The sequence below is a fragment of the Pseudomonas sp. IT-P4 genome (genome assembly GCF_949767755.1).
GTDB classification, from domain to species: domain Bacteria; phylum Pseudomonadota; class Gammaproteobacteria; order Pseudomonadales; family Pseudomonadaceae; genus Aquipseudomonas; species Aquipseudomonas monachiensis.
Window position 1 is genome coordinate 155,409 of record NZ_CATKPX010000067.1, and the last position, 19,544, is coordinate 174,952.

The following is a 19,544-nucleotide window of genomic DNA, read 5'->3' on the forward strand; positions in this document are numbered from 1 at the left end:
ATCACCGGTTTGCGCGAACACCTGCTTCTTGCCGGCCCAGCGGTTGAGGGTTCAACATGCGCCGGGTGCGGGTGGATGTCATGGTCCATAAGGGAAGGTGATGGGCAGGTGGGTTGGCGGTGAATGGGCTGGCCCTTTCGACTTGCTCGCGAAGAACAATAACGCGGTCCCGCTGGACAGCCACCGCCAGCCAATCCAGCATGTCCCCCTCGAAACCGGGACATGACCTGATGCGACGTTTACCTTCCCTGGCCGCCCTGCGAACCTTCGAATGCGCCGCCCGCCACGCCCATTTCGGTCGGGCGGCGGCTGAGTTGTGCGTCACCGACAGCGCGGTCAGCCACCAGATTCGCCAGCTCGAAGAGCAACTCGGCGTGCCGCTGTTCGTGCGCGAGGGTCGGCAGATTCGCCCGACCCTGGCTGCCGGGCGCCTGATGCAGAGCTTGCAGCAGGCTTTCGAACTGATCGGCGATGCCTGCGATGAACTGCGCGACCCTTCATCCCTGGCGGTATTGCGTCTGGCGGTCACCGCCGAGCTTGCGCAAAAGTGGCTGATGAGCCGGCTCACGGATTTCTACGCGCGCTACCCGCACATCACCTTGCATCTGTACGAACAGCCGATCGACGCCACGGCGCCCGGAGAAGATATCGACCTGGCGATCACCTACGGCACCGGCCCGGTGGACAGCTCCGCGTATTTCGTCCGGCCGCTGCCGGCGTTGCAGTTCTTCCCGGTGTGCAGTCCCGGCCTGTTCAACCAGGGCACGTTGAAAACCCCGAAGGACCTGGCTCGCCACTGTCTGCTGCACGACGACCAGGACGGCAAGACCTGGACCGCGTGGCTCACCAGCCATGCCGGTGATCAGCGCCCCGACCGGCAACTGTATTTCGCCCACGCCGGGCTGGCACTGGAGGCCGCGGCCCAAGGGCAGGGCGTGGCCATGGGCGACAACCTCACAGCCCAGGAAGATTTGCTCAGTGGGCGGCTGGTACGGCCGTTTACGTCGAGCATGACTGCGCTGGGGCAATACGCGCTGGTGTGCGAGCGGCTGCGGCTGGAGCGCCCGGCGGTGGCGCAGATGCTGGAGTGGTTCAACGATCAGTTGCTCGATTGATGAGTTAGATTCAAGTATTCCGAAATAATCATCGTTGGCGAGCCAGTCGCCAACGCCCTTAGCCTGTGGTCATTCCAATCCCCGTTGAAGAGGTTTGACCATGGCCCGCTTGCTCGACACCACTCCCAAACAGGACGGTTTCCGTCTGCCCGGCGAATTCGAAACCAAGTCCGGTTGCTGGCTCGGCTGGCCGGAGCGCACCGACGTCTGGCGCAACGGGGCCAAGCCTGCGCAGAAAGTCTGGGTGCAGATCGTCACCGCCATTTCCATGAGCGAACCGGTCACCGTGTGCGCCTCGGCGGCACAGTTCGCCACTGCGCGTCGCCAGCTGCCGTCGCAAGTGCGCGTGGTGGAAATGACCTGCAACGACACCTGGTTCCGCGACAGCGGCCCGTGCTTCGTGGTCAATGACCAGAGCGGCGAAGTGCGCGGCGTCGACTTCGAATTCAACGCCTATGGCGGCCTCGATGGCGGCCTGTACTACCCGTGGGACAAGGACGACCAGATCGCCGGCAAGATCCTCGAAATCGAACGCTTCGACCGCTACCGTGCGCCGTTGATCGCCGAACTTGGGGGTATCCAGAGCGACGGCCAGGGCAGCATCCTGACCACCGAACAATGCCTGCTCAACCGTAATCGCAACCAGCACCTGGGCAAGGACGAAGTCACCCGTCGCCTGACCGATTACCTCGGCGCCGAGCAGGTGATCTGGCTGCCACGGGGCTGCAAGTTCGACGAAACCGACGGCCATGTCGACGACCTCGCGTGCTTCGTGCGCCCCGGTGAAGTGGTGCTGCAATGGACCGACAACCGCGACGACCCGCAGTGGGAAATCTATCAGGAGGCCTACGACATCCTGCGCAGCACCCGCGACAGTCGCGGCCGCGAATTGATCGTGCACAAGCTGCCGCAGCCGGATGTGCTGGAGTGGACCGCCGAAGAAGCCGAAGGCCTGGACCAGCAGGACAGCACCCATACCCGCCAGGCCGGGACGAAGATCTGCGCGTCGTACATCAACTACTACGCCGGCAACAGTTCGATCGTGGTGCCGCTGTTCGGTGATCGCAACGACAAGGTGGCGCTGGCGACCCTGGCCGAGCTGTTCCCGAAACACAGCATCGTCGGCATCGAAAACTCCCGGGAAATCCTTCTCGGTGGCGGCAACGTCGCGTGCATCACCATGCCGCAGTACGCCGCCCCCCACTCCAACAAGAAAGGAGCGTGACCGTGGGCCTGCACAAACTGACTCAAGCAATACTGCTGGTGCTTGCACCCCTGTGTGTGCAGGCCGCCGACACCGCCAAACCGGTGGTCAACCTGTACATCTGGGGCGAGTACCTGGCCCCGGACACCTTGAAGAATTTTGAAGCGAAAACCGGCATCCATGTGGTGGTCGACCACTTCGACTCCCTGGAAACCGTCGAGACCAAGCTGCTGACCGGTCGTAGTGGCTACGACCTGGTGCTGACGGCGGGGCAGCATCTGTCCCGGGCCATCGAGAGTGGCGCGGTGCAGCCGGTCGACAAGCAGCAACTGCCGCATTTCGCCGGGGTCGGCGAGGAGTTCCGCCAGCACATGGCGGTGTTCGATCCGGGCAACCGCCATGCCGGGATCTACGCCTGGGGCACCACGGGCGTGGGTTATCAGGAGCAGGCGGTCAAACAGCGGCTGCCCGACGCGCCGACCGACAGTTGGGCGATGCTGTTCGACCCGGCCGTGGTATCGAAATTCGCCGATTGCGGGGTCAGCCTGCTCAACGACCCCAACGAAGTATTTGCGGCGGTCATGAAGTACATGGGCCTGGACATCAACCGCCAGAACCTCGATGACCTGAAGCTGGCCGAGCAGCAACTGGCGAAGATTCGGCCGTACATTCGCTATTTCGACAACGACCTGAACATCAGTGACCTGGCCAACGGCAACACCTGCGTGGCGATGTCGTGGAACGGCAACGTGGCCATCGCGGCGGGCCAGGCCGAGGCGGCGGGCAAGCCGTATTCGCTCAAGTACCGCATTCCGAAGGAGGGCACGTTGATCTGGTTCGATGCCATGGTCATTCCCAAGGATGCGCCGCACCCGAAGGCCGGCCTGGCATTGATGGACTACCTGATGACCCCGCAAGTGATCGCGCCGATCACCGACACTATCCATTACGCCAATGCGATCACGGCGGCGGACGCCCTGGTCGATCCGGCGATTCGCAACGATCCGGGGACGTATCCGCCGGCGGCGGTCAGGGCTTCGCTGTACAGCAAGAATGACAATGGCAAGGCGTTCAACCGGGCGTTGATCAGGGCGTTCAGTCGGTTGAAGTCGGGGTTGTGAGGTCAAGCCGACCCCTGTAGGAGCTGCCGAAGGCTGCGATCTTTTGATTTTGTTTTTCAGGATCAAGATCAAAAGATCGCAGCCTTCGGCAGCTCCTACAGGGACCGCGATGTGGTCTAACGGTTGGGCACCCGCCACAAATACCAGGAGGCCACCGTCCGGTAAGGGCTCCACGCCAACCCGATCTCGATCATCTGCTTGCGCGTCGGCTGCATCTCCAGGCCCTTGAGTCGTCGATAACCCTCGCGCACACCAAAATCATCGGCCGGCAGGATATCCGGCCGCTCCAGGCTGTAGATCAGCAGCATCTCGACGGTCCAGCGACCCACACCGCGCAGGGTGATCAAGCGCTCGATCAGCGCTTCATCGTCCATGGCCAGCGCCGTGGCGTAATCCGGCACCACGCCGTCCAGCGACGCCTGTGCGATGCCCTGGATAGTCGCGATCTTGCTCGCGGAAAACCCGCAACTGCGCAGTCGGTCGAAATCCGTGGCGACGATCTGTTCCGGCCTGGGAAACGAACCCGAACCGAACAGCGCCAGCAACCGGCCGACAATCGCATCCCCAGCCTTGGCATGCAGTTGCTGATAGGCAATCGCCCGCACCAGCGACTCATACGGATCATGTGCCGCATGCGGCTGGTGCAGGCACGGGCCGATGGCGTCGATGTGGCGGCGCCAGTCATCATCGATGGCCGCCAGGAACGCACTGGCCGCCTGATAGCCGTCGACCATGGGCTCAGGCTTTCCCGGACGGTTGCAGCAGGGCGTTCACTTCGCCGTAGGTCAAGGCCTTCAGGTCGTGGCTATCGAACTTGCCGGTTTGCAGAAAGCTTTTGGCGATACCGGCCATGGCACCGTAGAGGAATTCGGCAATGCCTGAACCCGCAGTCAGGCGGCGTACACCGAGTGCCTCAAGCGCTTCGGGGGACGGCAGGCCGGGGAACCCCAGCACATTCAGTGGCAGCGAGGTGCCTTGGCACAACGCCTTGATCTCGTACTCTGCAGTAACGCCGGCGGCAAACAGGCCATTGGCACCGGCGGCCTGATACAGCGCGGCGCGCCTGAGGGTTTCGGCGACGCGATCTTCGGCGGGCACCAGGCCCCGCAGGTAAACATCGGTGCGCGCATTGATAAACAGGTTCACGTTGCGCCGGTCGGCCACCTGGCGCGCGATTTCGATCTTGCGTACCAGCAACTCCGGCGGTGAGGAACCGTCTTCGATGTTGATCCCGACAGCGCCGGCGGCGATCACCGCATCAACCACCTGGGTCACCCGTTCCAGGTCATCGGAATAACCGGCCTCGATGTCCACGGTCAGCGGTACCGAAATGACCCGGGCAATCGACTCGACCGTCGAGACCAGGCGCTCAAGGGGCAGGGTGTTGCCGTCCGGATAACCATGCACCCAGGCCACTGCTGCGCTGCTGGTGGCTACGGCCTTGTTGCCCAGTTGTTCTACCAACCGAGCCCCGGCGGCATCCGCGACGTTGGTGAGGATCAGCAAACCCTCGTGATGCAGTTGGTGCAATTGATTGTCGAGCCTGTCCATCGGGTTTCCTTCCTTTTGAATAAGTCGTGGGGATCAGAACGCCAGTTGCTCCGTGAGCTGCACCGCCGCGTTCTCCAGCCTGAGCAGAAACGCCTTGCGCGGCTGGCCTCCAGCGTAGCCGGTCAACGAGCCGTCGGCGCCGATCACCCGGTGGCAGGGCACGACAATCGATAAGCGGTTGTGCCCGTTGGCCAGGCCCACCGCCCGGCTGGCACCTGGCTTGCCCAGGCTCGCCGCGATGGCGCCGTAGGTGGTGGTCCGGCCGTAGGGGATCTTCGCCAGTTCGGCCCAGACCCGGCGGGAGAACTCGCTGCCGGGCATGTGCAAGGCCACGCTGAACTCAGTGAGCGTGCCGGCGAAATACGCGGACAATTGTTCTTCGATCTGCTGCAAATGCGCGTTGTGCCCCGGTGCCACGGCATAACCGAAACGGTTTTGCAGCGCTTCGACCGCTGGGTTCAGCGAGGCCTGGCCGAGAAACTCCAGCAGCACCAGTCCACGCCGCTCGGCCATGGCGATCATCGGTCCCAGCGGCGTGGTCAGGCGCGTGAACAGCAGCGGCTCGCTGTTGGCCGCGCGGCCCGGGGTGATGTGAAACGATTTCTGGAAGGCATCGCGAAATCCGCTCAGGGACTCGTAGCCCGAATCGAACGCGACGTCGTCGATGGAGTCGCCCTGTCTGATCCCGCCCAACGCCATGCCCAGGCGTCGGGCGCGCAGCCAGGCGTGGAAGGTCATGCCGAAATGCTGCTTGAACCAACGGCGCAGTTTCAGCGGTTCGATGCCTTGGGCCAGTAGTTGGGCGTCGGTCCAGCGCTGCTCCGGGTCGGCGTCTAGCGATTTGAACAGTGTCTGCACCCAGTCCGGCGCGCTGGCGGCGGTGTCCAGCGGTTTGCAGCGCAGGCAGGCGCGATAGCCCGCCGCCAGGCATTGTTCGGCGTTGGCAAAGAACTCGACATTCTCAGGCTTCGGGCTGCGGGCGGTGCAGCCGGGGCGGCAGAAGATGCCTGTGGTCTTGACCGCCGTGAAGAACACCCCCTCGTAGGAGGTGTCTCGCTCGAGCATGGCGCGAACCATCTCGGCACGGGGTGGAAGCAGCGTTTTCTGTAGGTTCATGGGCGCAGCATAGATCGCGTCATGGGCGACCTCCACCGGAGAATCGACAGTGAATTTCGCTCCTTTGATCACTGCGAGTCAATGTGGGAGCGAGCAAGCTCGCTCCCACATGGGGAAAATATCGACTTCAGGCGCGTCTGGCCATCAGAAGCACCGAAGCCGCCGCCGACAGCAACCCCGCACAGCAACGGTTGAACATCCGCTTGCCCGACGGCCGGGCGAACCAACGGCGCATGTGCAGGCCCATGTAGGCGTAGGCGCCGATGGCGATCCATTCCAGCACCAGAAACAGCGCGCCCAACACCACGAATTGCGGCCCGATGGCGTGGGTCGAGTCGACGAATTGCGGCAGGAACGCGGTGAAGATCAGGATGGCCTTGGGGTTGCCGGCCGCCACCAGGAACTCCTGCCGGGCCAGCGCCAGCGTGCCCACGGGGGCTGAGGCCACGACGTTTTCCACGCCCGGATCGGCGCGCCACAATTGCCAGGCGAGGTAGAACAGGTAGGCCGCGCCGAGGATCTTGATCGCGTAGAACAGCAGCTCGGAGGTTTGCAATACCACCGCCAGCCCCGCCGAGGCCAGGGCAATCATCCCGGCGAACGCCAGTAGCCGGCCGATCCCCGCCACACACGCGGTGCGGTAGCCATAGCGGGTCGAATTACTGACCGACAGCAGGTTGTTGGGGCCGGGTGCCATGTTGAGGGCGAAGCAGGCCGGCAGGAACAGGGTGAGGGTGGCGAGGTCCATGGTGGGCTCCTGTAGCAAGAGCGCTATTTTTATCACGGCTCAGCGGTGGCCAGACCCATACAGTCATGGGCGCAAACCACCGTACACAGGGCTATCTGGCGAACTTTTTCGCCCCGGCGACGCAGAGGATCACGGCGACGGTGACACCCAGCATGCCGATGCTGACATGTTCATGCAGCAGGGTGGCGGCCAGCGTCAGCCCGAAAAACGGCTGGAGCAGCTGCAATTGCCCGACGGCGGCGATGCCCCCCTGGGCCAGGCCGCGATACCAGAACACGAAACCGATCAGCATGCTGAACAGCGAGACGTAAGCCAGGCTGAACCAGGCCGGCGTGCTGATGCCGCTGAACGAGGCCGGCATGCGCATCCAGCTGAGCACCGCCACGATCGGCAGCGACAGCACCAGCGCCCAGCTGATCACCTGCCAGCCACCGAGGGTGCGCGACAGCTTCGCGCCTTCGGCATAACCCAGGCCGCAGGCGAGGATGGCCAGCAGCATCAGGATGTCGCCCTGGGGGGAAGCGGTCAGCCCCTGGGACAGGGCAAACCCGACCACCAGCAGGCTGCCCAGCACCGAGAAAATCCAGAACGCCGCCCGTGGCCGCTCGCCGCCGCGCAGGACGCCGAACACCGCTGTCGCCAGGGGCAGCAGGCCGACGAAGACGATCGAGTGCGCGGACGTCACGTATTGCAGCGCCAGCGCGGTCAACAGGGGAAAGCCGATGACCACGCCCAGGGCAACGATGAGCAGCGGTATCAGTTGCTGGCGCGCCGGGCGTTTTTCCTTGAACAGCCACAGCAGGCACAGCGCCAGGACCGCTGCGATGGTCGCGCGTGCGACGGTCAGGAACACCGGGTCAAACTCCAGCACCGCCACCCGTGTCGCCGGCAGCGAGCCGCTGAAGATCACCACGCCGATCAGGCCGTTGATCCAGCCGCTGGTGCTGTTTTCCAGCGTCCGGTGTTGCAGGTTCGAAGTCCGTTCCATTTGGCTCACGCTCATTGTCTGATTGCACGAAACTCATCCTATGAGCGACTATCGATACAATCAAAAAATTGTCATGGATACATCTCGACATGCCTCGATCCCGCTACAAAACCCTGGTGGATGCCTTTGCCGCCGACATCCGCTCCGGGCGTCTGCCGCCCGGCACGCGCCTGCCGACTCACCGGCAACTGGCCACCGAGCACGGTCTGGCGCTGGTCACCGCCAGCCGGGTGTATGCCGAGCTGGATGGCATGGGCCTGGTCAGCGGCGAAACCGGGCGCGGTACCTTTGTCAGGGAAACCTCGCTGCCGCCGGGGCAGGGCATCTCGCAGCACGTGGTGGCGGCGGGGATGATCGACCTGAATTTCAACTACCCGTCATTGCCGGGCCAGGCCGACCTGTTGCGCACGGCCTTGCGTCAGCTGGCGTTGTCCGGGGACCTGGAATCGCTCCTGCGCTATCAGCCCCACGCGGGACGCCTGCATGAGCGGGCCTCGGTCGCGCGTCATCTGCTTGACCGCGGGCTGAGCGTGCCGGCCGAGCAGGTGTTGATCGTCAGCGGTGCCCAGCATGGCTTGGCGGTGGCGATGATGACGCTGCTCAAGCCCGGCGATGTAATTGCCGCCGATGCGTTGACCTATCCCGGTTTCAAGACCTTGGCCGAAACCCTGCATCTGGAAGTCTTGCCGATTCCGGTCACCGATACCGGGCCTGATTTGCCTGCCCTGGAAAAACTCTGCCGCAGCCGATCGGTACGGGCCGTGTACTCGATGCCGACCTTGCATAACCCGCTGGGCTGGGTGATGGATCTGGATCAGCGCGAGCAGTTGGTAGCGATTGCGCGTCGGCATGAGTTGACGATCATCGAGGACGCTGCCTACGCGTTCCTGGCCGAAGACGTACCGCCACCGCTGGCCGAGCTGGCACCGGAGAGAACGGTGTACGTGTCCGGCCTGTCGAAGAATGTCGCCACCGGGCTGCGCGTCGGTTTCATCGCCGCACCCGCGCAATGGGTCGCCGCCTTCGAGCGCACGATCATGGCGACCACCTGGAACACCCCGGGCGTGATGACCGCCATCGCCACGGCCTGGCTCGACGACGGCACCGTCAGCCAGTTGGAGGCGCAAAAACGCGCGGATGCCCGGGCCCGGCAAACCCTGGCCCGCGAGGTGCTGGCCGGGCTCAGGACCGTCAGCCACCCGAACTCTTATTTCATCTGGCTGCCGTTGGCGGAAGACGCCCGGGCCGACCAGATCGCCATGGCGCTGATGCGCGAGCAGGTGTCGGTGTCGCCGGCCGAGCCCTTTGCGATTTCGGCCTATGTACCGCACGCGATACGCCTGGCCCTGGGTTCGGTGGACATGGATTCGCTGCGTATTGCCTTGGGCAAGGTTGAAAAGATCGTTGGCTATTACTCATAGCGCTGCAGGGCAGTTTTCTTCAATACGCGAGCCGCTCGGCTCTTTACCTTGGGGGCCTTGTTCAATCCGATGGAAGAAGGTGTGCAATGAATCTGATGATGTCCATGGCGGCGTTTGCGCTGGTCGCTTCCATCACGCCGGGGCCGGTCAACATTGTGGCGTTGAGCTCCGGCGCACGCTTTGGTTTCCGGGCCAGCCAGCGTCACGTGGCCGGGGCGACGCTGGGGTTTGTCTTGCTGTTGGTGCTGATGGGGTTGGGCCTGCATGAGGTGTTGCAACGCTGGCCGGCACTGACCCAGGTGGTGCAATGGGCGGGGGTGGCCTTTCTGTTGTACATGGCCTACAAGCTGGCGGCCGACAATGGGCAGGTGCAGGCCAGTGAGTCGGCCCAGTCGCCATCGATGCTGTATGGCGCCATCATGCAATGGCTCAACCCGAAGGCCTGGCTGGCCTGCGTGGCCGGCATGGGCGCGTTCGTCGCCGATGGCGAGGCGCGCCTGGTCTGGCAGTTCGCCGCGATCTATCTGGTGATCTGTTATGTGTCGGTCGGTTGCTGGGCGTATGCCGGGACGTTTTTACGCGGCTTCCTGAACAACCCGGCGGGTATGCGCCTGTTCAATCGCGCCATGGCGTTGTTGCTGGTGGTGAGTGCGGTGTATCTGGTGTTGCCGTAACGGCAGTCACCACGGTTTTGTGGCGAAGTTACAGCTTTTGTGGCGAGGGAGCTTGCTCCCGCTGGGCTGCGAAGCGGCCCCGCTTTCCTTCAGACAAATCTTGCATGCCGGTTTTGCGACGGCTTTGCCGCCGAGCGGGAGCAAGCTCCCTCGCCGCAGGTTCAACCAAATCACAGGTTCTGTAAGGCCACAGACTCATACAACGCTTCACCCCCGATACTGCCCCGGCGTAGCCGCCAGATGCTGTTTGAAGGCCCGTTGAAAATGCGCCTGATCGGAGAACCCCGCTTCCAGCGCCACGTCCGCGATCAGTTTGCCGCTGCGCAATTGATCCTGGGCGTACTGGATGCGCCGGTTGACCAGGAACGCGTGGGGCGTCATGCCGTAATGCTGTTTGAAGGCGCGGATCAGGTAGGACGGTGACAGTTGCGCCGCCTCGCATATGTCTTCGAGCCTGAGGGTTTGCGTGCAGTGGTCGCGGATGTAATCGGCTGCGCGTTCCAGCTTGAAATTGGGTTCGCGCAGCGGCGGGTTGGCCGGGTTGAGTCGTAGCTGAACCTCGGTAAAGAACTCGACGGCCACGCTGTGTTTGCGCAGCACGTCCTGCTGGGGATCGACCAGCACCTCATGCAAGCCCGCGAGGCCGGCAAACAGTTGGGCGTCCCGGGTGTGGGTCAGCGAGAAGCGGCGAAACGCCGCGTCATCGCTGAAGCCGAGCTGATGCTGCAAATCGGTCAGCCATGGCGTATCGACGTACAGCATCAGGTACGACCAGGGTTGGTCTTCGATCGGGTTGCAGGCGTGGACGTCGCCGGGGTTTATCAGCACCACCGTGCCGACGCCGACCTCGAACGCCGACTGCTCATGCAGATAAGTACTGCGCCCGGCGGTGATCGCCCCGATGGAAAAGTGCTCGTGGGCGTGCCGGGTGTAGCAGACTTCGCGCCCGTCGGCGATGGAGCGGGCTTCGATGAAGGGCAGGGCATCATCACGCCAGAAGCGCGGGGCCTTGTCGGCGTTCTTGGCAACGGCGTGCTTCATGCTCACTCCTCGGCAGGTCAGCGCCCGAGTGTATTAGCTCTCGCCGTCAAAGGCTCGTTGCAGTGTGGCGATATCGAGTTTTTTCATCTGCATCATCGCCTGCATGGCCCGCTGGGATTTCTTCGTGTCGGGGTCCTTGATCATGTCCATCATCGCGACGGGGACGATCTGCCACGACAGCCCGAACTTGTCCTTGAGCCAACCGCATTGCTGGGCTTCGGGCGCGCCACCGGCCGACAGGTTGCCCCAGTAATGATCGACTTCATCCTGTGTCAGGCAATTGACCTGAAACGAAACCGCCTCGCTGAACTTGAACAAAGGCCCGCCGTTGAGGCCGGTGAAACTCTGCCCGTCGAGCTCGAAGCTGACGGTCATGACCGAACCCACGGGCCGGCCGTGGAACTCGAATCCGGCGTGGCCGTAATGGGTGATGGCAGTGATTTTCGAGTGGTCGAAGATCGAGCAATAGAATTTCGCCGCCTCTTCGGCCTGATCGTCGAACCACAGGCAGGGCGTGAGTTTTTGTACGCGTAGCATGGCGCCAGCTCCTCTGCAGGTAACGCATGTTCCGGACTTTCAGCGTAGTCAGCCTCTGGTCGTCTGGCCGTACCGTAGATCGAGAAAATTGCCGCAGGGTAGCGTGGCGGTAGTCAAAATGACTTTAAGTGGAGTCAAACAGACTATTTTTGCCGTGGGTCTTTATGACTCGTATATGCGCAAGTGCCTGGATTTAAAGGGGCAAAAAGCTGGCACGGGACTTGAAGAGGTAAAGGTGCAACTGAACGCCTTCAGGAGTACGCACAATGTTCAACTTCTTCAGCAACCCTCGGAACGTTCTTCAATGGTCGAGCCGTATGCTCGGCGCGTATCGCCTGAGCCAGTTCCCGGCTCGAGTGGTGGCTTGATGCGTCGGCTTGCCGTTGCACCAGTCTTCAGCCTGGGCTTTCGCCCCTTCTTTCTGGCGGGGGCCGGGTTCGCGGCCCTCGCCATCGCGATCTGGGCCTTGTGGCTGTACGGCCGCTTGCCCGCTGCGCAGCCGGTGGGCGGCATGCTCGCCTGGCATCGACATGAAATGCCTTTCGGATTTGCCACGGCCATCATTGCCGGGTTCCTGCTCACGGCGGTGCCCAACTGGACCGGCCGGCCAGGGCTCAAGGGTTGGCCGCTGATCGGCCTGGTGCTGGTGTGGCTGCTGGCACGGCTGGCCTGGTGCCTGCCGATACCTGCGCCCTGGCTGCTGGCCTTGCAGGTTCCGTTTCTGCCGTTGCTGGCGTGGGCGTTGGGGCGCGATCTGCTGGCGGCGGGCAAGCGCGAGAATTATCCGATTCTGTTGATGGTGACGCTGCTGGCCGGGTGTCAGGCGTTGACGTTGCTGGGGCTCGCCGTTGAAGACGCCAATCTGCAACGTCATGGCGTGCTGGCTGCCTTGTGGCTGGTGGGTGCGCTGATGAGCGTGATCGGCGGGCGGGTGATTCCGTTTTTTATCCAGCGCGGCTTGAACCGTCCCGCAACGCCTGCTGCCCATCCATTGCCGGGCAAGGTGTTGCTGATCAGCGCCATGCTGGCAGCGGTGTCCTTTGCCGTCGGTTTGAATGACGTCCCACGGGTGTGGCTGGCGCTGATGTTTGCGTTGATCAGCGGTTTGCATCTGCTGCGATTGTGGCGCTGGCATGATCGCGGCCTGTGGCGCGTACCGCTGCTGTGGTCGCTGTACCTGGCTTACGCCTGGCTAGCGGTGGCGACGCTGGCCATGGCGCTGTGGCACCTGGGTTGGATGCCGCAACAAAGCCTGGCCACCCATGCGCTGGCCGTCGGCGGCATCGGCGGGCTGGTTCTGGCGATGATCGCCCGGGTCAGCCTGGGGCATACCGGGCGCTTGTTGCAGCCGTCCAAAGCGATCGTCGCGGGGTTTTCCCTGTTGCTGCTGGCGGGTGTACTTCGGGTGTGGTTGGTGCCGTTTTCCAGTCATGGCCTGGCGCTGTCGGCGTTGCTGTGGTGTAGCGCTTTCGGTGTTTTTGTCTGGCGCTACACCGGCATTTTATTGGGGCCGAGGCTCTAGCCAAGACCTTCAGGGCCGCCTTTCGAGGCGGCTTTTTCATGACCGGTGGTCGATGCGCCACGGCCTGCCGGCAAATTTGCGCTTAGCTGAAGGGATAGCCTGAGGCGCGCGCAGGTTTTACAAGGCCGCAGCGACGCCCCTTCAGATCACCCTGAGTCTGAGGAACTGCGCCATGCTGACCCTGAACATCAATGGCCAGGATCAGGAGCTGGATGTCCCCGCCGACATGCCGCTGCTCTGGGTCTTGCGCGATGTTGCCCACCTCACCGGCACCAAGTTCGGCTGTGGCATTGCCCAATGCGGGGCTTGCACCGTACACGTCGATGGCGCGCCGCTGCGCTCGTGCATCACACCGGCCACGGCCGTGGCCCATGGGCAAAAAATTCTCACCATCGAAGGCCTTTCCGCGGACGGCTCGCACCCGGTGCAACAGGCCTGGGCGGAGCTTGACGTGGTTCAGTGTGGTTACTGCCAGTCCGGGCAGATCATGTCGGCGGCGGCATTGCTGGCGAAGATTCCGAAGCCAACCGACAACGACATCGATCAGGCGCTGTCCGGCAACATCTGCCGTTGCGGCACTTACCCGCGGATCCGCGCGGCGGTCAAACGCGCCGCCGAGCTGGGTTGAGGTGGCCATGAACATCATCAACGCATTATCCCGTCGTGGTTTTCTCAAGGGCAGTGCCGTGCTGGGCGGTGGACTGGTAGTCGCGTTTGCCATGCCCGGTGCGCACCGTTTCGCCATGGGCGCGGAGAACCAGGGCAACGTGTTTGCGCCCAACGCCTTCCTGCGCATTGGCAATGACAACAGTGTCACCGTGTTGCTCGGCCACTCGGAAATGGGCCAGGGCATCTGGACCGGTCTGACCATGCTGATCGCTGAAGAACTGGACGCCGACTGGACGAAAATCCGCGTCGAGCATTCCCCGGCCTCGGCCGCCGACTACGGCCTGCCAGGCTTTGGCGGGATGCAAATCACCGGCGGCTCGACGTCCACCTGGATGGAGTTCGACCGCTATCGCCAGGCCGGCGCGGCGGCGCGCTTGATGTTGATCGACGCGGCGGCCAAGCGTTTCAGCGTCGCGCCATCCGAGATTCATACCGAATCGGGGGTGGTTATTGCCGGTGAACACCGTGCCACCTATGGCGAATTGGCCGATGACGCCGGGCAGTTGCCACGGCCAGATCCGGCTTCGATCAAGCTCAAGGACGCGAAAGACTGGCGGCTGATCGGCAAGCCCACCAAGCGTCTGGACACACCGGAAAAAATCACTGGCCGTGCGAAATTCGGCATGGACGTGCAGTTTGACGGGCTGATGACTGCGATGGTCGCCCGCTCACCCACCTTCGGCGGCAGCGTCAAATCCTTTGAGGGCGCCGAAGCGCTGGCGATTCCGGGGGTGCACAAAGTGGTGCAAGTACCGACGGGTATTGCGGTGATTGCCGATCATTTCTGGGCGGCGAAGCTGGGGCGCGATGCGCTGAAAATCGAGTGGGATCCGGGACCGAACGCCGGGCTCAATAGCCAGGCGCTGCTGGAAAGCTTCCGCAAACTCGCCACCACCTCAGGCACCAACGCCGGTCAGGCGGGGGATACCCAGGCTGCGCTGGCGAAAGCGACCAGGAAGATTGACGTTGAATACAGTGTGCCGTATCTGGCCCACGCGCCGATGGAACCGCTGAACTGCACGGTGAGCATTACCCAGGACAAATGCGAAATCTGGACCGGCACCCAGTTCCAGACCCTGGACCAGATAGTCGCCGGGAAAATCACCGGTCTCAAACCGGAACAGGTGGTGATCCATACCGAGTTTCTCGGCGGCGGCTTCGGGCGCCGGGCCAATCCGACGTCGGACTTCGTCAGTGAAGCGGTGTATGTCGCCAAGGCCGCCGGTGCGCCGGTGAAAACCGTGTGGGCGCGGGAGGACGACATCCGGGGCGGCTATTACCGCTCGGCGTTCCTGCACCATGCGCTTATCGGGGTGGGCGCCGACGGTCTGCCACTGGCCTGGAAACATGTGATGGTCGGACAGTCGATCATGGCCGGGACCTCGCTTGAAGCGACCATGGTCAAGGACGGGATCGACAAGACCTCCGTCGAAGGCGTGGCCGACAGCCCTTACTTCGAAGGACTGGCCAATCACCAGATCGAACTGCACTCCCCGCAAACCGGCATCAGCGTGTTGTGGCTGCGTTCGGTGGGGCACACCCACACCGCGTTTGTCATGGAGTCGCTGATCGATGAGCTGGCCACGGCGGCCGGCAAGGATCCGGTGGAATATCGGCGCACCTTGCTCAAGGACCATCCGCGCCACCTCGGTGTGCTGAACCTTGCGGTGGAGAAGGCCAGCTGGACGGCGCCACTGCCGGACGGCCATGCCCTGGGTGTGGCGGTGCATGAGTCGTTCGGCAGCTACGTGGCCCAGGTGGCCGAGGTGTCCCAGGACAACCTCGCCATCCGCGTGCACCGGGTGGTCTGTGCGGTGGACTGCGGTATTGCAGTCAATCCGCAGAGCATCGCCGCGCAGATGGAGTCGTGCATTACCTTTGGCCTCAGCTTCGCCTTGCACAGCAAGCTGACGCTCAAGGACGGGCAGGTGGTGCAGTCCAACTATCACGACTATCAGGTGCTGCGGCTCAACGAAATGCCGGTGGTCGAAGTGCATATCGTGCCCAGCAGTGACAAACCCGGCGGTATCGGCGAGGCCGGTGTGCCACCCATGGCGCCGGCGGTGGCCAACGCGGTGTTTGCCTTGACCGGGCAGCGCCTGCGGGAGCTGCCCTTGCAGCTGTCGGGGGTGTGAAATGAAACGACATCACTGGTTGGTTGGGACGGTGATCCTGATCGTTCTCGTCGCCTACGCCTCCCACGTGTTCGCCGATGACCGCGAGGCCTTGCAGGCGTTCGATACTGTGCAGAAGGTCTTCCAGAGCCCCCGTTGCCAGAACTGCCACATTCCCGGGGAATCGCCGCTGCAATTCGATGCCGGCGTTCCCCATGCCATGAATGTCGTGCGGGGCATGGACGGCAAGGGCTCGGCCGGGTTGCCTTGTGCCACATGTCATGCCGAAAGCAATCCGCCGGCCAGTTACGGACCTCACGCGCCACCGGGTGCGCCGCACTGGAGTTTGCCTGCGGCCGCGCACCGCATGGCCTGGATCGGCCTGCCCGCCGACCGGCTGTGCGCGATGATCAAGGATCGCTCCAGCAACGGCGATCGGGATTTTGCCGCGCTGATCAAGCACGTCAGCGACGACAAGCTGGTGCTGTGGGGCTGGAACCCCGGCGGCAATCGCGCGCCGGTGCCGGTTCCTCACGATATTTTCGTCACCCGGTTCAAGCGCTGGGCCGATGCGGGAGGACCGTGTCCGGTGGCGGGTAGCTGACCAGCGGCACGCTTACAGGGAGTCAATGTGGGTATGGGCGACTCTAACGTACATACCCGCCAAGGGAGTGAACGATGTTGATCTCAGGCAAAACAGGCAAATCGGGCCGACCAGCCAACCCGCTGCTCACGCCACAGCAAGAGCGTGAACGCTTGCGCGAACTGGCTCGCCAGGCAGAACAAGAACTGGCAGGGGTGCAGATGGCGAGCATGGACGAGTTGACGCTGCTGTCCAATCGCCATGGTTTCATCGCTCTGGCCCAACTCGGGCTGGACGTCTGTCGACAGCTGGAGACCTCGGCGACGCTGCTGTACTTCAGCCTCGATGAATTCAAGCTCATCTGCTATCTGTATGGCCGGGACAAAGGTGACGACGCACTCAGGACGTTCGCCGATGTCCTGCGGATCGGCTTTCGTGAAAACGATGTGGTCGGCCGACTCGACGGCGACCGGTTCGTGGCGCTGCTGACCGGGTCCAGCGCCGTGGAGATTGCGGCGATCAAGCCACGGCTCGCTGAGATGCTCGATGAGCGCAACGCCACGGCGCATCGCAGCTATGACATTCGGTTCAGCGTTACCCAGGTCGAATATGACCCCATTGTTCATGACTCAATCGAGGAGCTGCTTGAGGAGGCCGAGCGGGTGATGAGCCGTTAGGGCGGTGTTGTATTAGCGGGCCTCTTCGCGAGCAGGCTCGCTCCCACACAGGCCAGTATTGTTCACTCAATCCCTGTGGGAGCGGGCTTGCCCGCGAAGAGGCCCGAACAGGCACCACAACTTTCACTTGGCAAACAACTGCCCAATGTCCTTGAACGCCTTGAACTCCAGCGCATTCCCGCAAGGATCAAACAGAAACATCGTCGCCTGTTCGCCCACCAGCCCCTGAAAACGAATCCCCGGTTCGATCACGAAGCGCGTCCCCTGTGACTTCAACCGCTCGGCCAGCACCTCCCACTCGGCCATCCCGAGCACCACGCCAAAATGCGGCACCGGTACATCGTGACCATCCACGGCATTGGTGTGCGCGGCTTCTTGCGCGGGGTTTTTCGGTGCCAGATGAATCACCAGTTGATGGCCGAAAAAATTGAAATCCACCCAATGCTCGCTTGAACGACCTTCTTCCAGGCCAAACACTGAACCATAGAATTGTCGGGCGGCCGCCAAGTCGTAGACCGGGATGGCCAAGTGAAAAGGGGACAGTTGCATCAGGCTTACCTCGGTGTGGCTGGGAATGTGTCGAGTTTAGTCCTGTGATTCTTGATTGAAAGACGATAATTTTTGCATCGAGCTCAAATTATTTCGATCAATCGAGGTCGCCATGCTGCGAGAACTGAAAACCTTTATCGCCGTGGCGCGTTACGGAACCTTCGCCGCCGCCGGCATGCACATCGGCCTGACACAGTCGGCGGTGAGCGCGCAGATTCGCAACCTGGAACAGGCTCTCGGCATCCATCTGTTCGACCGCACCGGCCGCCAGGCGCTGCTCAATGCGGCGGGGCAGCGAGCGTTGCCGATGGCCAGGGAAATGCTCGAGACCTTCAGCCGCATGGCCGTCAGTGACGATGTCAGCGAGTACCGTGGCGAACTGAAAATCGGCGCAGTGGCCACCGCCCAGACCGGGCTCCTGCCCCAGGCGCTGGTGCGCTTGCGCCAACAGGCGCCCTTGCTGGAGCCCAAGCTGGTGCCTGGCGTGTCACTGAACCTGCTGAGTCAGGTGGACACCGGAGAAGTGGACCTGGCGATCCTGATCAAGCCGCCGTTCGAGTTGCCCAAGGAGTTGTCCGCGCAGGTGATTCGCCGGGAGCCTTTCGTGCTGATCGTACCGGCGGGCCTGGACGGAGATGATCCGCTGCAACTGCTCGCCGAGCACCCTCATGTGCGCTACGACCGCAATTCATTCGGCGGGCGGCTGGTGACGCGGTTTCTGCGGGAGCGGCAGATCGAGGTAAAGGTGGCGCTGGAACTGGATGAACTGGAGGCCATCGTGAAAATGGTCGAGTGTGGCTTGGGGGTTTCCCTGTTGCCGGAGGCCGGGTTGTGGCTTGAGCATGGGGCGAAGGTCAGGGTGATCCGATTGGGCGAGCTGACCTTCTTTCGAGAGATTGTCTTGTTGCAGCGTTACAGCCAGCGTAATCAGCCGATTCAGCGGTTGTTTGCGAACTGCTTGCTCTGAAGGTCAAAAGATCGCAGCCTTCGGCAGCTCCTACAGAGATCTGTGTAGGAGCTGCCGAAGGCTGCGATCTTTTGATTGTGGTGCCCATAAAAAACCCGCCAAAACAGGCGGGTTTTTTATGGGCTGACCGAAGATTACTCTTCGATGCTGCCCATGGCCGTGGTGTTGAAACCACCGTCCACGTACATGATTTCACCGCTGATGCCGGACGCCAGGTCCGAGCACAGGAAGGCGCCGGCGTTGCCGACTTCTTCGATGGTGACGTTGCGGCGCAGTGGGGTTTGCGCTTCGTTGGCGGCCAGCATCTTGCGGAAGTTCTTGATGCCGGAAGCGGCGAGGGTGCGGATCGGACCTGCCGATACGCAGTTGACGCGAGTACCGTCCGGGCCCAGGGAGCCGGCCAGGTAGCGTACGCCAGCTTCCAGGGAAGCCTTGGCCATGCCCATGACGTTGTAGTTCGGCATGGTGCGCTCGGCGCCCAGGTACGACAGGGTCAGCAGGCTGCCGTTGCGGCCTTTCATCATTTCGCGGCCGGCCTTGGCCAGGGCCACGAAGCTGTAGGCGCTGATGTCGTGAGCGATGCGGAAACCTTCGCGGGTGGTGGCTTCGGTGAAGTCGCCGTCCAGTTGGTCGCCCGGGGCGAAGCCGACGGAGTGCACGATGCAGTCCAGGCCGTCCCACTTCTTGCTCAGTGCTTCGAAGACCTTGGCGATTTCTTCATCGCTGGCCACGTCGCACGGGAAGCACAGCTCAGGGTTCGAACCCCAGCCTTGTGCGAACTCTTCGACACGACCCTTGAGTTTGTCGTTCTGATAAGTGAAGGCAAGCTCAGCGCCCTCGCGATGCATGGCGGCAGCGATGCCGGATGCGATGGACAGCTTGCTGGCGACACCGACGATCAGTACGCGCTTACCGGCGAGAAAACCCATGTGTTGCTCCTCTTTCAG

The 19,544-nt window shown here is 62.8% G+C and carries 20 protein-coding genes; 11 read left to right on the plus strand and 9 right to left on the minus strand.

What is annotated here, in order from left to right:
• Nucleotides 1-230 precede the first annotated feature (230 nt).
• The 3 genes from ACM6IT_RS23885 (at nucleotide 231) to ACM6IT_RS23895 (ending at nucleotide 3,440) form a co-directional block, all read left to right on the plus strand.
• Nucleotides 231-1,115 carry a LysR substrate-binding domain-containing protein gene (locus ACM6IT_RS23885; RefSeq protein ID WP_223441856.1) on the plus strand — a complete coding sequence of 295 codons (885 nt, stop codon included), beginning with the start codon at nucleotides 231-233 and terminating at the stop codon, nucleotides 1,113-1,115.
• Nucleotides 1,116-1,215: 100 nt separating this feature from the next.
• The gene (aguA, locus tag ACM6IT_RS23890; protein WP_056727694.1) at nucleotides 1,216-2,340 is read left to right on the plus strand and encodes an agmatine deiminase; all 1,125 of its coding nucleotides are present in this window, start codon (nucleotides 1,216-1,218) and stop codon (nucleotides 2,338-2,340) included.
• 2 nt (nucleotides 2,341-2,342) lie between these two features.
• Nucleotides 2,343-3,440, plus strand: a complete 1,098-nt coding sequence (locus ACM6IT_RS23895) for an extracellular solute-binding protein (protein ID WP_414918809.1) — start codon at nucleotides 2,343-2,345, stop codon at nucleotides 3,438-3,440.
• Nucleotides 3,441-3,556: 116 nt separating this feature from the next.
• On the opposite strand, the gene ACM6IT_RS23900 is transcribed toward ACM6IT_RS23895, so the two are convergent.
• From ACM6IT_RS23900 to ACM6IT_RS23920, 5 genes are all read right to left on the minus strand, one after another.
• Nucleotides 3,557-4,174 (minus strand): DNA-3-methyladenine glycosylase family protein, encoded by a 618-nt coding sequence (locus tag ACM6IT_RS23900; RefSeq protein ID WP_409078782.1) that lies wholly within the window; start codon nucleotides 4,172-4,174, stop codon nucleotides 3,557-3,559.
• A 4-nt stretch (nucleotides 4,175-4,178) separates the two neighbouring features.
• Nucleotides 4,179-4,991, minus strand: coding sequence for an isocitrate lyase/PEP mutase family protein (locus tag ACM6IT_RS23905; protein WP_056727689.1), 813 nt, complete (start codon nucleotides 4,989-4,991; stop codon nucleotides 4,179-4,181).
• 33 nt (nucleotides 4,992-5,024) lie between these two features.
• The gene (locus ACM6IT_RS23910; protein WP_056728092.1) at nucleotides 5,025-6,107 is read right to left on the minus strand and encodes a bifunctional transcriptional activator/DNA repair enzyme AdaA; all 1,083 of its coding nucleotides are present in this window, start codon (nucleotides 6,105-6,107) and stop codon (nucleotides 5,025-5,027) included.
• Between the two features lie 127 nt (nucleotides 6,108-6,234).
• Nucleotides 6,235-6,855 carry a LysE family translocator gene (locus tag ACM6IT_RS23915; protein WP_056727687.1) on the minus strand — a complete coding sequence of 207 codons (621 nt, stop codon included), beginning with the start codon at nucleotides 6,853-6,855 and terminating at the stop codon, nucleotides 6,235-6,237.
• A gap of 91 nt (nucleotides 6,856-6,946) precedes the next feature.
• Nucleotides 6,947-7,843 carry a DMT family transporter gene (locus ACM6IT_RS23920; protein WP_414918810.1) on the minus strand — a complete coding sequence of 299 codons (897 nt, stop codon included), beginning with the start codon at nucleotides 7,841-7,843 and terminating at the stop codon, nucleotides 6,947-6,949.
• Between the two features lie 89 nt (nucleotides 7,844-7,932).
• On the opposite strand from ACM6IT_RS23920, the gene ACM6IT_RS23925 reads away from it, so the two are divergent.
• Together ACM6IT_RS23925 and ACM6IT_RS23930 are read left to right on the plus strand one after the other, a co-directional pair.
• Nucleotides 7,933-9,264, plus strand: coding sequence for a PLP-dependent aminotransferase family protein (locus ACM6IT_RS23925; RefSeq protein WP_414918811.1), 1,332 nt, complete (start codon nucleotides 7,933-7,935; stop codon nucleotides 9,262-9,264).
• A gap of 86 nt (nucleotides 9,265-9,350) precedes the next feature.
• Nucleotides 9,351-9,938, plus strand: a complete 588-nt coding sequence (locus tag ACM6IT_RS23930) for a LysE family translocator (protein ID WP_409078785.1) — start codon at nucleotides 9,351-9,353, stop codon at nucleotides 9,936-9,938.
• 207 nt (nucleotides 9,939-10,145) lie between these two features.
• Here ACM6IT_RS23930 and ACM6IT_RS23935 read toward each other — a convergent pair whose 3' ends face one another.
• Complete coding sequence (locus tag ACM6IT_RS23935; RefSeq protein WP_414918812.1) at nucleotides 10,146-10,979, minus strand: AraC family transcriptional regulator; 834 nt, start codon at nucleotides 10,977-10,979, stop codon at nucleotides 10,146-10,148.
• Nucleotides 10,980-11,012: 33 nt separating this feature from the next.
• Nucleotides 11,013-11,516, minus strand: coding sequence for a VOC family protein (locus ACM6IT_RS23940; RefSeq protein ID WP_056727670.1), 504 nt, complete (start codon nucleotides 11,514-11,516; stop codon nucleotides 11,013-11,015).
• 367 nt (nucleotides 11,517-11,883) lie between these two features.
• Between ACM6IT_RS23940 and ACM6IT_RS23945 the strand changes: the two genes are divergently transcribed.
• The 5 genes from ACM6IT_RS23945 to ACM6IT_RS23965 all read left to right on the plus strand — a co-directional run bounded on the left by ACM6IT_RS23945 (nucleotide 11,884) and on the right by ACM6IT_RS23965 (nucleotide 17,081).
• On the plus strand, nucleotides 11,884-13,038 hold the full coding sequence (locus tag ACM6IT_RS23945; protein ID WP_414918813.1) for an NnrS family protein: 1,155 nt from the start codon (nucleotides 11,884-11,886) through the stop codon (nucleotides 13,036-13,038).
• Between the two features lie 172 nt (nucleotides 13,039-13,210).
• A complete protein-coding gene (locus ACM6IT_RS23950; RefSeq protein ID WP_056727666.1) occupies nucleotides 13,211-13,666 on the plus strand; it encodes a (2Fe-2S)-binding protein in 456 nt (151 codons plus the stop codon).
• A gap of 7 nt (nucleotides 13,667-13,673) precedes the next feature.
• Nucleotides 13,674-15,842, plus strand: a complete 2,169-nt coding sequence (locus ACM6IT_RS23955) for a molybdopterin cofactor-binding domain-containing protein (protein WP_414918814.1) — start codon at nucleotides 13,674-13,676, stop codon at nucleotides 15,840-15,842.
• Between the two features lies 1 nt (nucleotide 15,843).
• Entirely contained in the window at nucleotides 15,844-16,425 is a 582-nt protein-coding gene (locus tag ACM6IT_RS23960; protein WP_223542572.1) for a hypothetical protein, read from the plus strand.
• A gap of 74 nt (nucleotides 16,426-16,499) precedes the next feature.
• A complete protein-coding gene (locus ACM6IT_RS23965) occupies nucleotides 16,500-17,081 on the plus strand; it encodes a GGDEF domain-containing protein (RefSeq protein ID WP_414918815.1) in 582 nt (193 codons plus the stop codon).
• 123 nt (nucleotides 17,082-17,204) lie between these two features.
• On the opposite strand, the gene ACM6IT_RS23970 is transcribed toward ACM6IT_RS23965, so the two are convergent.
• Nucleotides 17,205-17,630, minus strand: a complete 426-nt coding sequence (locus ACM6IT_RS23970) for a VOC family protein (protein ID WP_414918816.1) — start codon at nucleotides 17,628-17,630, stop codon at nucleotides 17,205-17,207.
• A 112-nt stretch (nucleotides 17,631-17,742) separates the two neighbouring features.
• Between ACM6IT_RS23970 and ACM6IT_RS23975 the strand changes: the two genes are divergently transcribed.
• Nucleotides 17,743-18,597 (plus strand): LysR family transcriptional regulator, encoded by an 855-nt coding sequence (locus ACM6IT_RS23975; RefSeq protein ID WP_414918817.1) that lies wholly within the window; start codon nucleotides 17,743-17,745, stop codon nucleotides 18,595-18,597.
• A 134-nt stretch (nucleotides 18,598-18,731) separates the two neighbouring features.
• Here ACM6IT_RS23975 and fabI read toward each other — a convergent pair whose 3' ends face one another.
• The gene (fabI, locus tag ACM6IT_RS23980) at nucleotides 18,732-19,526 is read right to left on the minus strand and encodes an enoyl-ACP reductase FabI (RefSeq protein WP_056727657.1); all 795 of its coding nucleotides are present in this window, start codon (nucleotides 19,524-19,526) and stop codon (nucleotides 18,732-18,734) included.
• Nucleotides 19,527-19,544 lie beyond the last annotated feature (18 nt).

Excerpts from the sequence above, each read along its gene's own strand:
- ACM6IT_RS23930 (WP_409078785.1), top strand. The coding sequence starts at position 9,351 with ATGAATCTGATGATGTCCATGGCGGCGTTTGCGCTGGTCGCTTCCATC.
- ACM6IT_RS23900 (WP_409078782.1), bottom strand. The coding sequence starts at position 4,174 with ATGGTCGACGGCTATCAGGCGGCCAGTGCGTTCCTGGCGGCCATCGAT.
- ACM6IT_RS23975 (WP_414918817.1), top strand. The coding sequence starts at position 17,743 with ATGCTGCGAGAACTGAAAACCTTTATCGCCGTGGCGCGTTACGGAACC.
- ACM6IT_RS23920 (WP_414918810.1), bottom strand. The coding sequence starts at position 7,843 with ATGGAACGGACTTCGAACCTGCAACACCGGACGCTGGAAAACAGCACC.
- ACM6IT_RS23970 (WP_414918816.1), bottom strand. The coding sequence starts at position 17,630 with ATGCAACTGTCCCCTTTTCACTTGGCCATCCCGGTCTACGACTTGGCG.
- ACM6IT_RS23945 (WP_414918813.1), top strand. The coding sequence starts at position 11,884 with ATGCGTCGGCTTGCCGTTGCACCAGTCTTCAGCCTGGGCTTTCGCCCC.
- ACM6IT_RS23940 (WP_056727670.1), bottom strand. The coding sequence starts at position 11,516 with ATGCTACGCGTACAAAAACTCACGCCCTGCCTGTGGTTCGACGATCAG.
- ACM6IT_RS23910 (WP_056728092.1), bottom strand. The coding sequence starts at position 6,107 with ATGAACCTACAGAAAACGCTGCTTCCACCCCGTGCCGAGATGGTTCGC.
- ACM6IT_RS23955 (WP_414918814.1), top strand. The coding sequence starts at position 13,674 with ATGAACATCATCAACGCATTATCCCGTCGTGGTTTTCTCAAGGGCAGT.
- ACM6IT_RS23885 (WP_223441856.1), top strand. The coding sequence starts at position 231 with ATGCGACGTTTACCTTCCCTGGCCGCCCTGCGAACCTTCGAATGCGCC.
- ACM6IT_RS23960 (WP_223542572.1), top strand. The coding sequence starts at position 15,844 with ATGAAACGACATCACTGGTTGGTTGGGACGGTGATCCTGATCGTTCTC.
- fabI (WP_056727657.1), bottom strand. The coding sequence starts at position 19,526 with ATGGGTTTTCTCGCCGGTAAGCGCGTACTGATCGTCGGTGTCGCCAGC.
- ACM6IT_RS23925 (WP_414918811.1), top strand. The coding sequence starts at position 7,933 with ATGCCTCGATCCCGCTACAAAACCCTGGTGGATGCCTTTGCCGCCGAC.
- aguA (WP_056727694.1), top strand. The coding sequence starts at position 1,216 with ATGGCCCGCTTGCTCGACACCACTCCCAAACAGGACGGTTTCCGTCTG.
- ACM6IT_RS23905 (WP_056727689.1), bottom strand. The coding sequence starts at position 4,991 with ATGGACAGGCTCGACAATCAATTGCACCAACTGCATCACGAGGGTTTG.
- ACM6IT_RS23915 (WP_056727687.1), bottom strand. The coding sequence starts at position 6,855 with ATGGACCTCGCCACCCTCACCCTGTTCCTGCCGGCCTGCTTCGCCCTC.
- ACM6IT_RS23935 (WP_414918812.1), bottom strand. The coding sequence starts at position 10,979 with ATGAAGCACGCCGTTGCCAAGAACGCCGACAAGGCCCCGCGCTTCTGG.
- ACM6IT_RS23950 (WP_056727666.1), top strand. The coding sequence starts at position 13,211 with ATGCTGACCCTGAACATCAATGGCCAGGATCAGGAGCTGGATGTCCCC.
- ACM6IT_RS23965 (WP_414918815.1), top strand. The coding sequence starts at position 16,500 with ATGTTGATCTCAGGCAAAACAGGCAAATCGGGCCGACCAGCCAACCCG.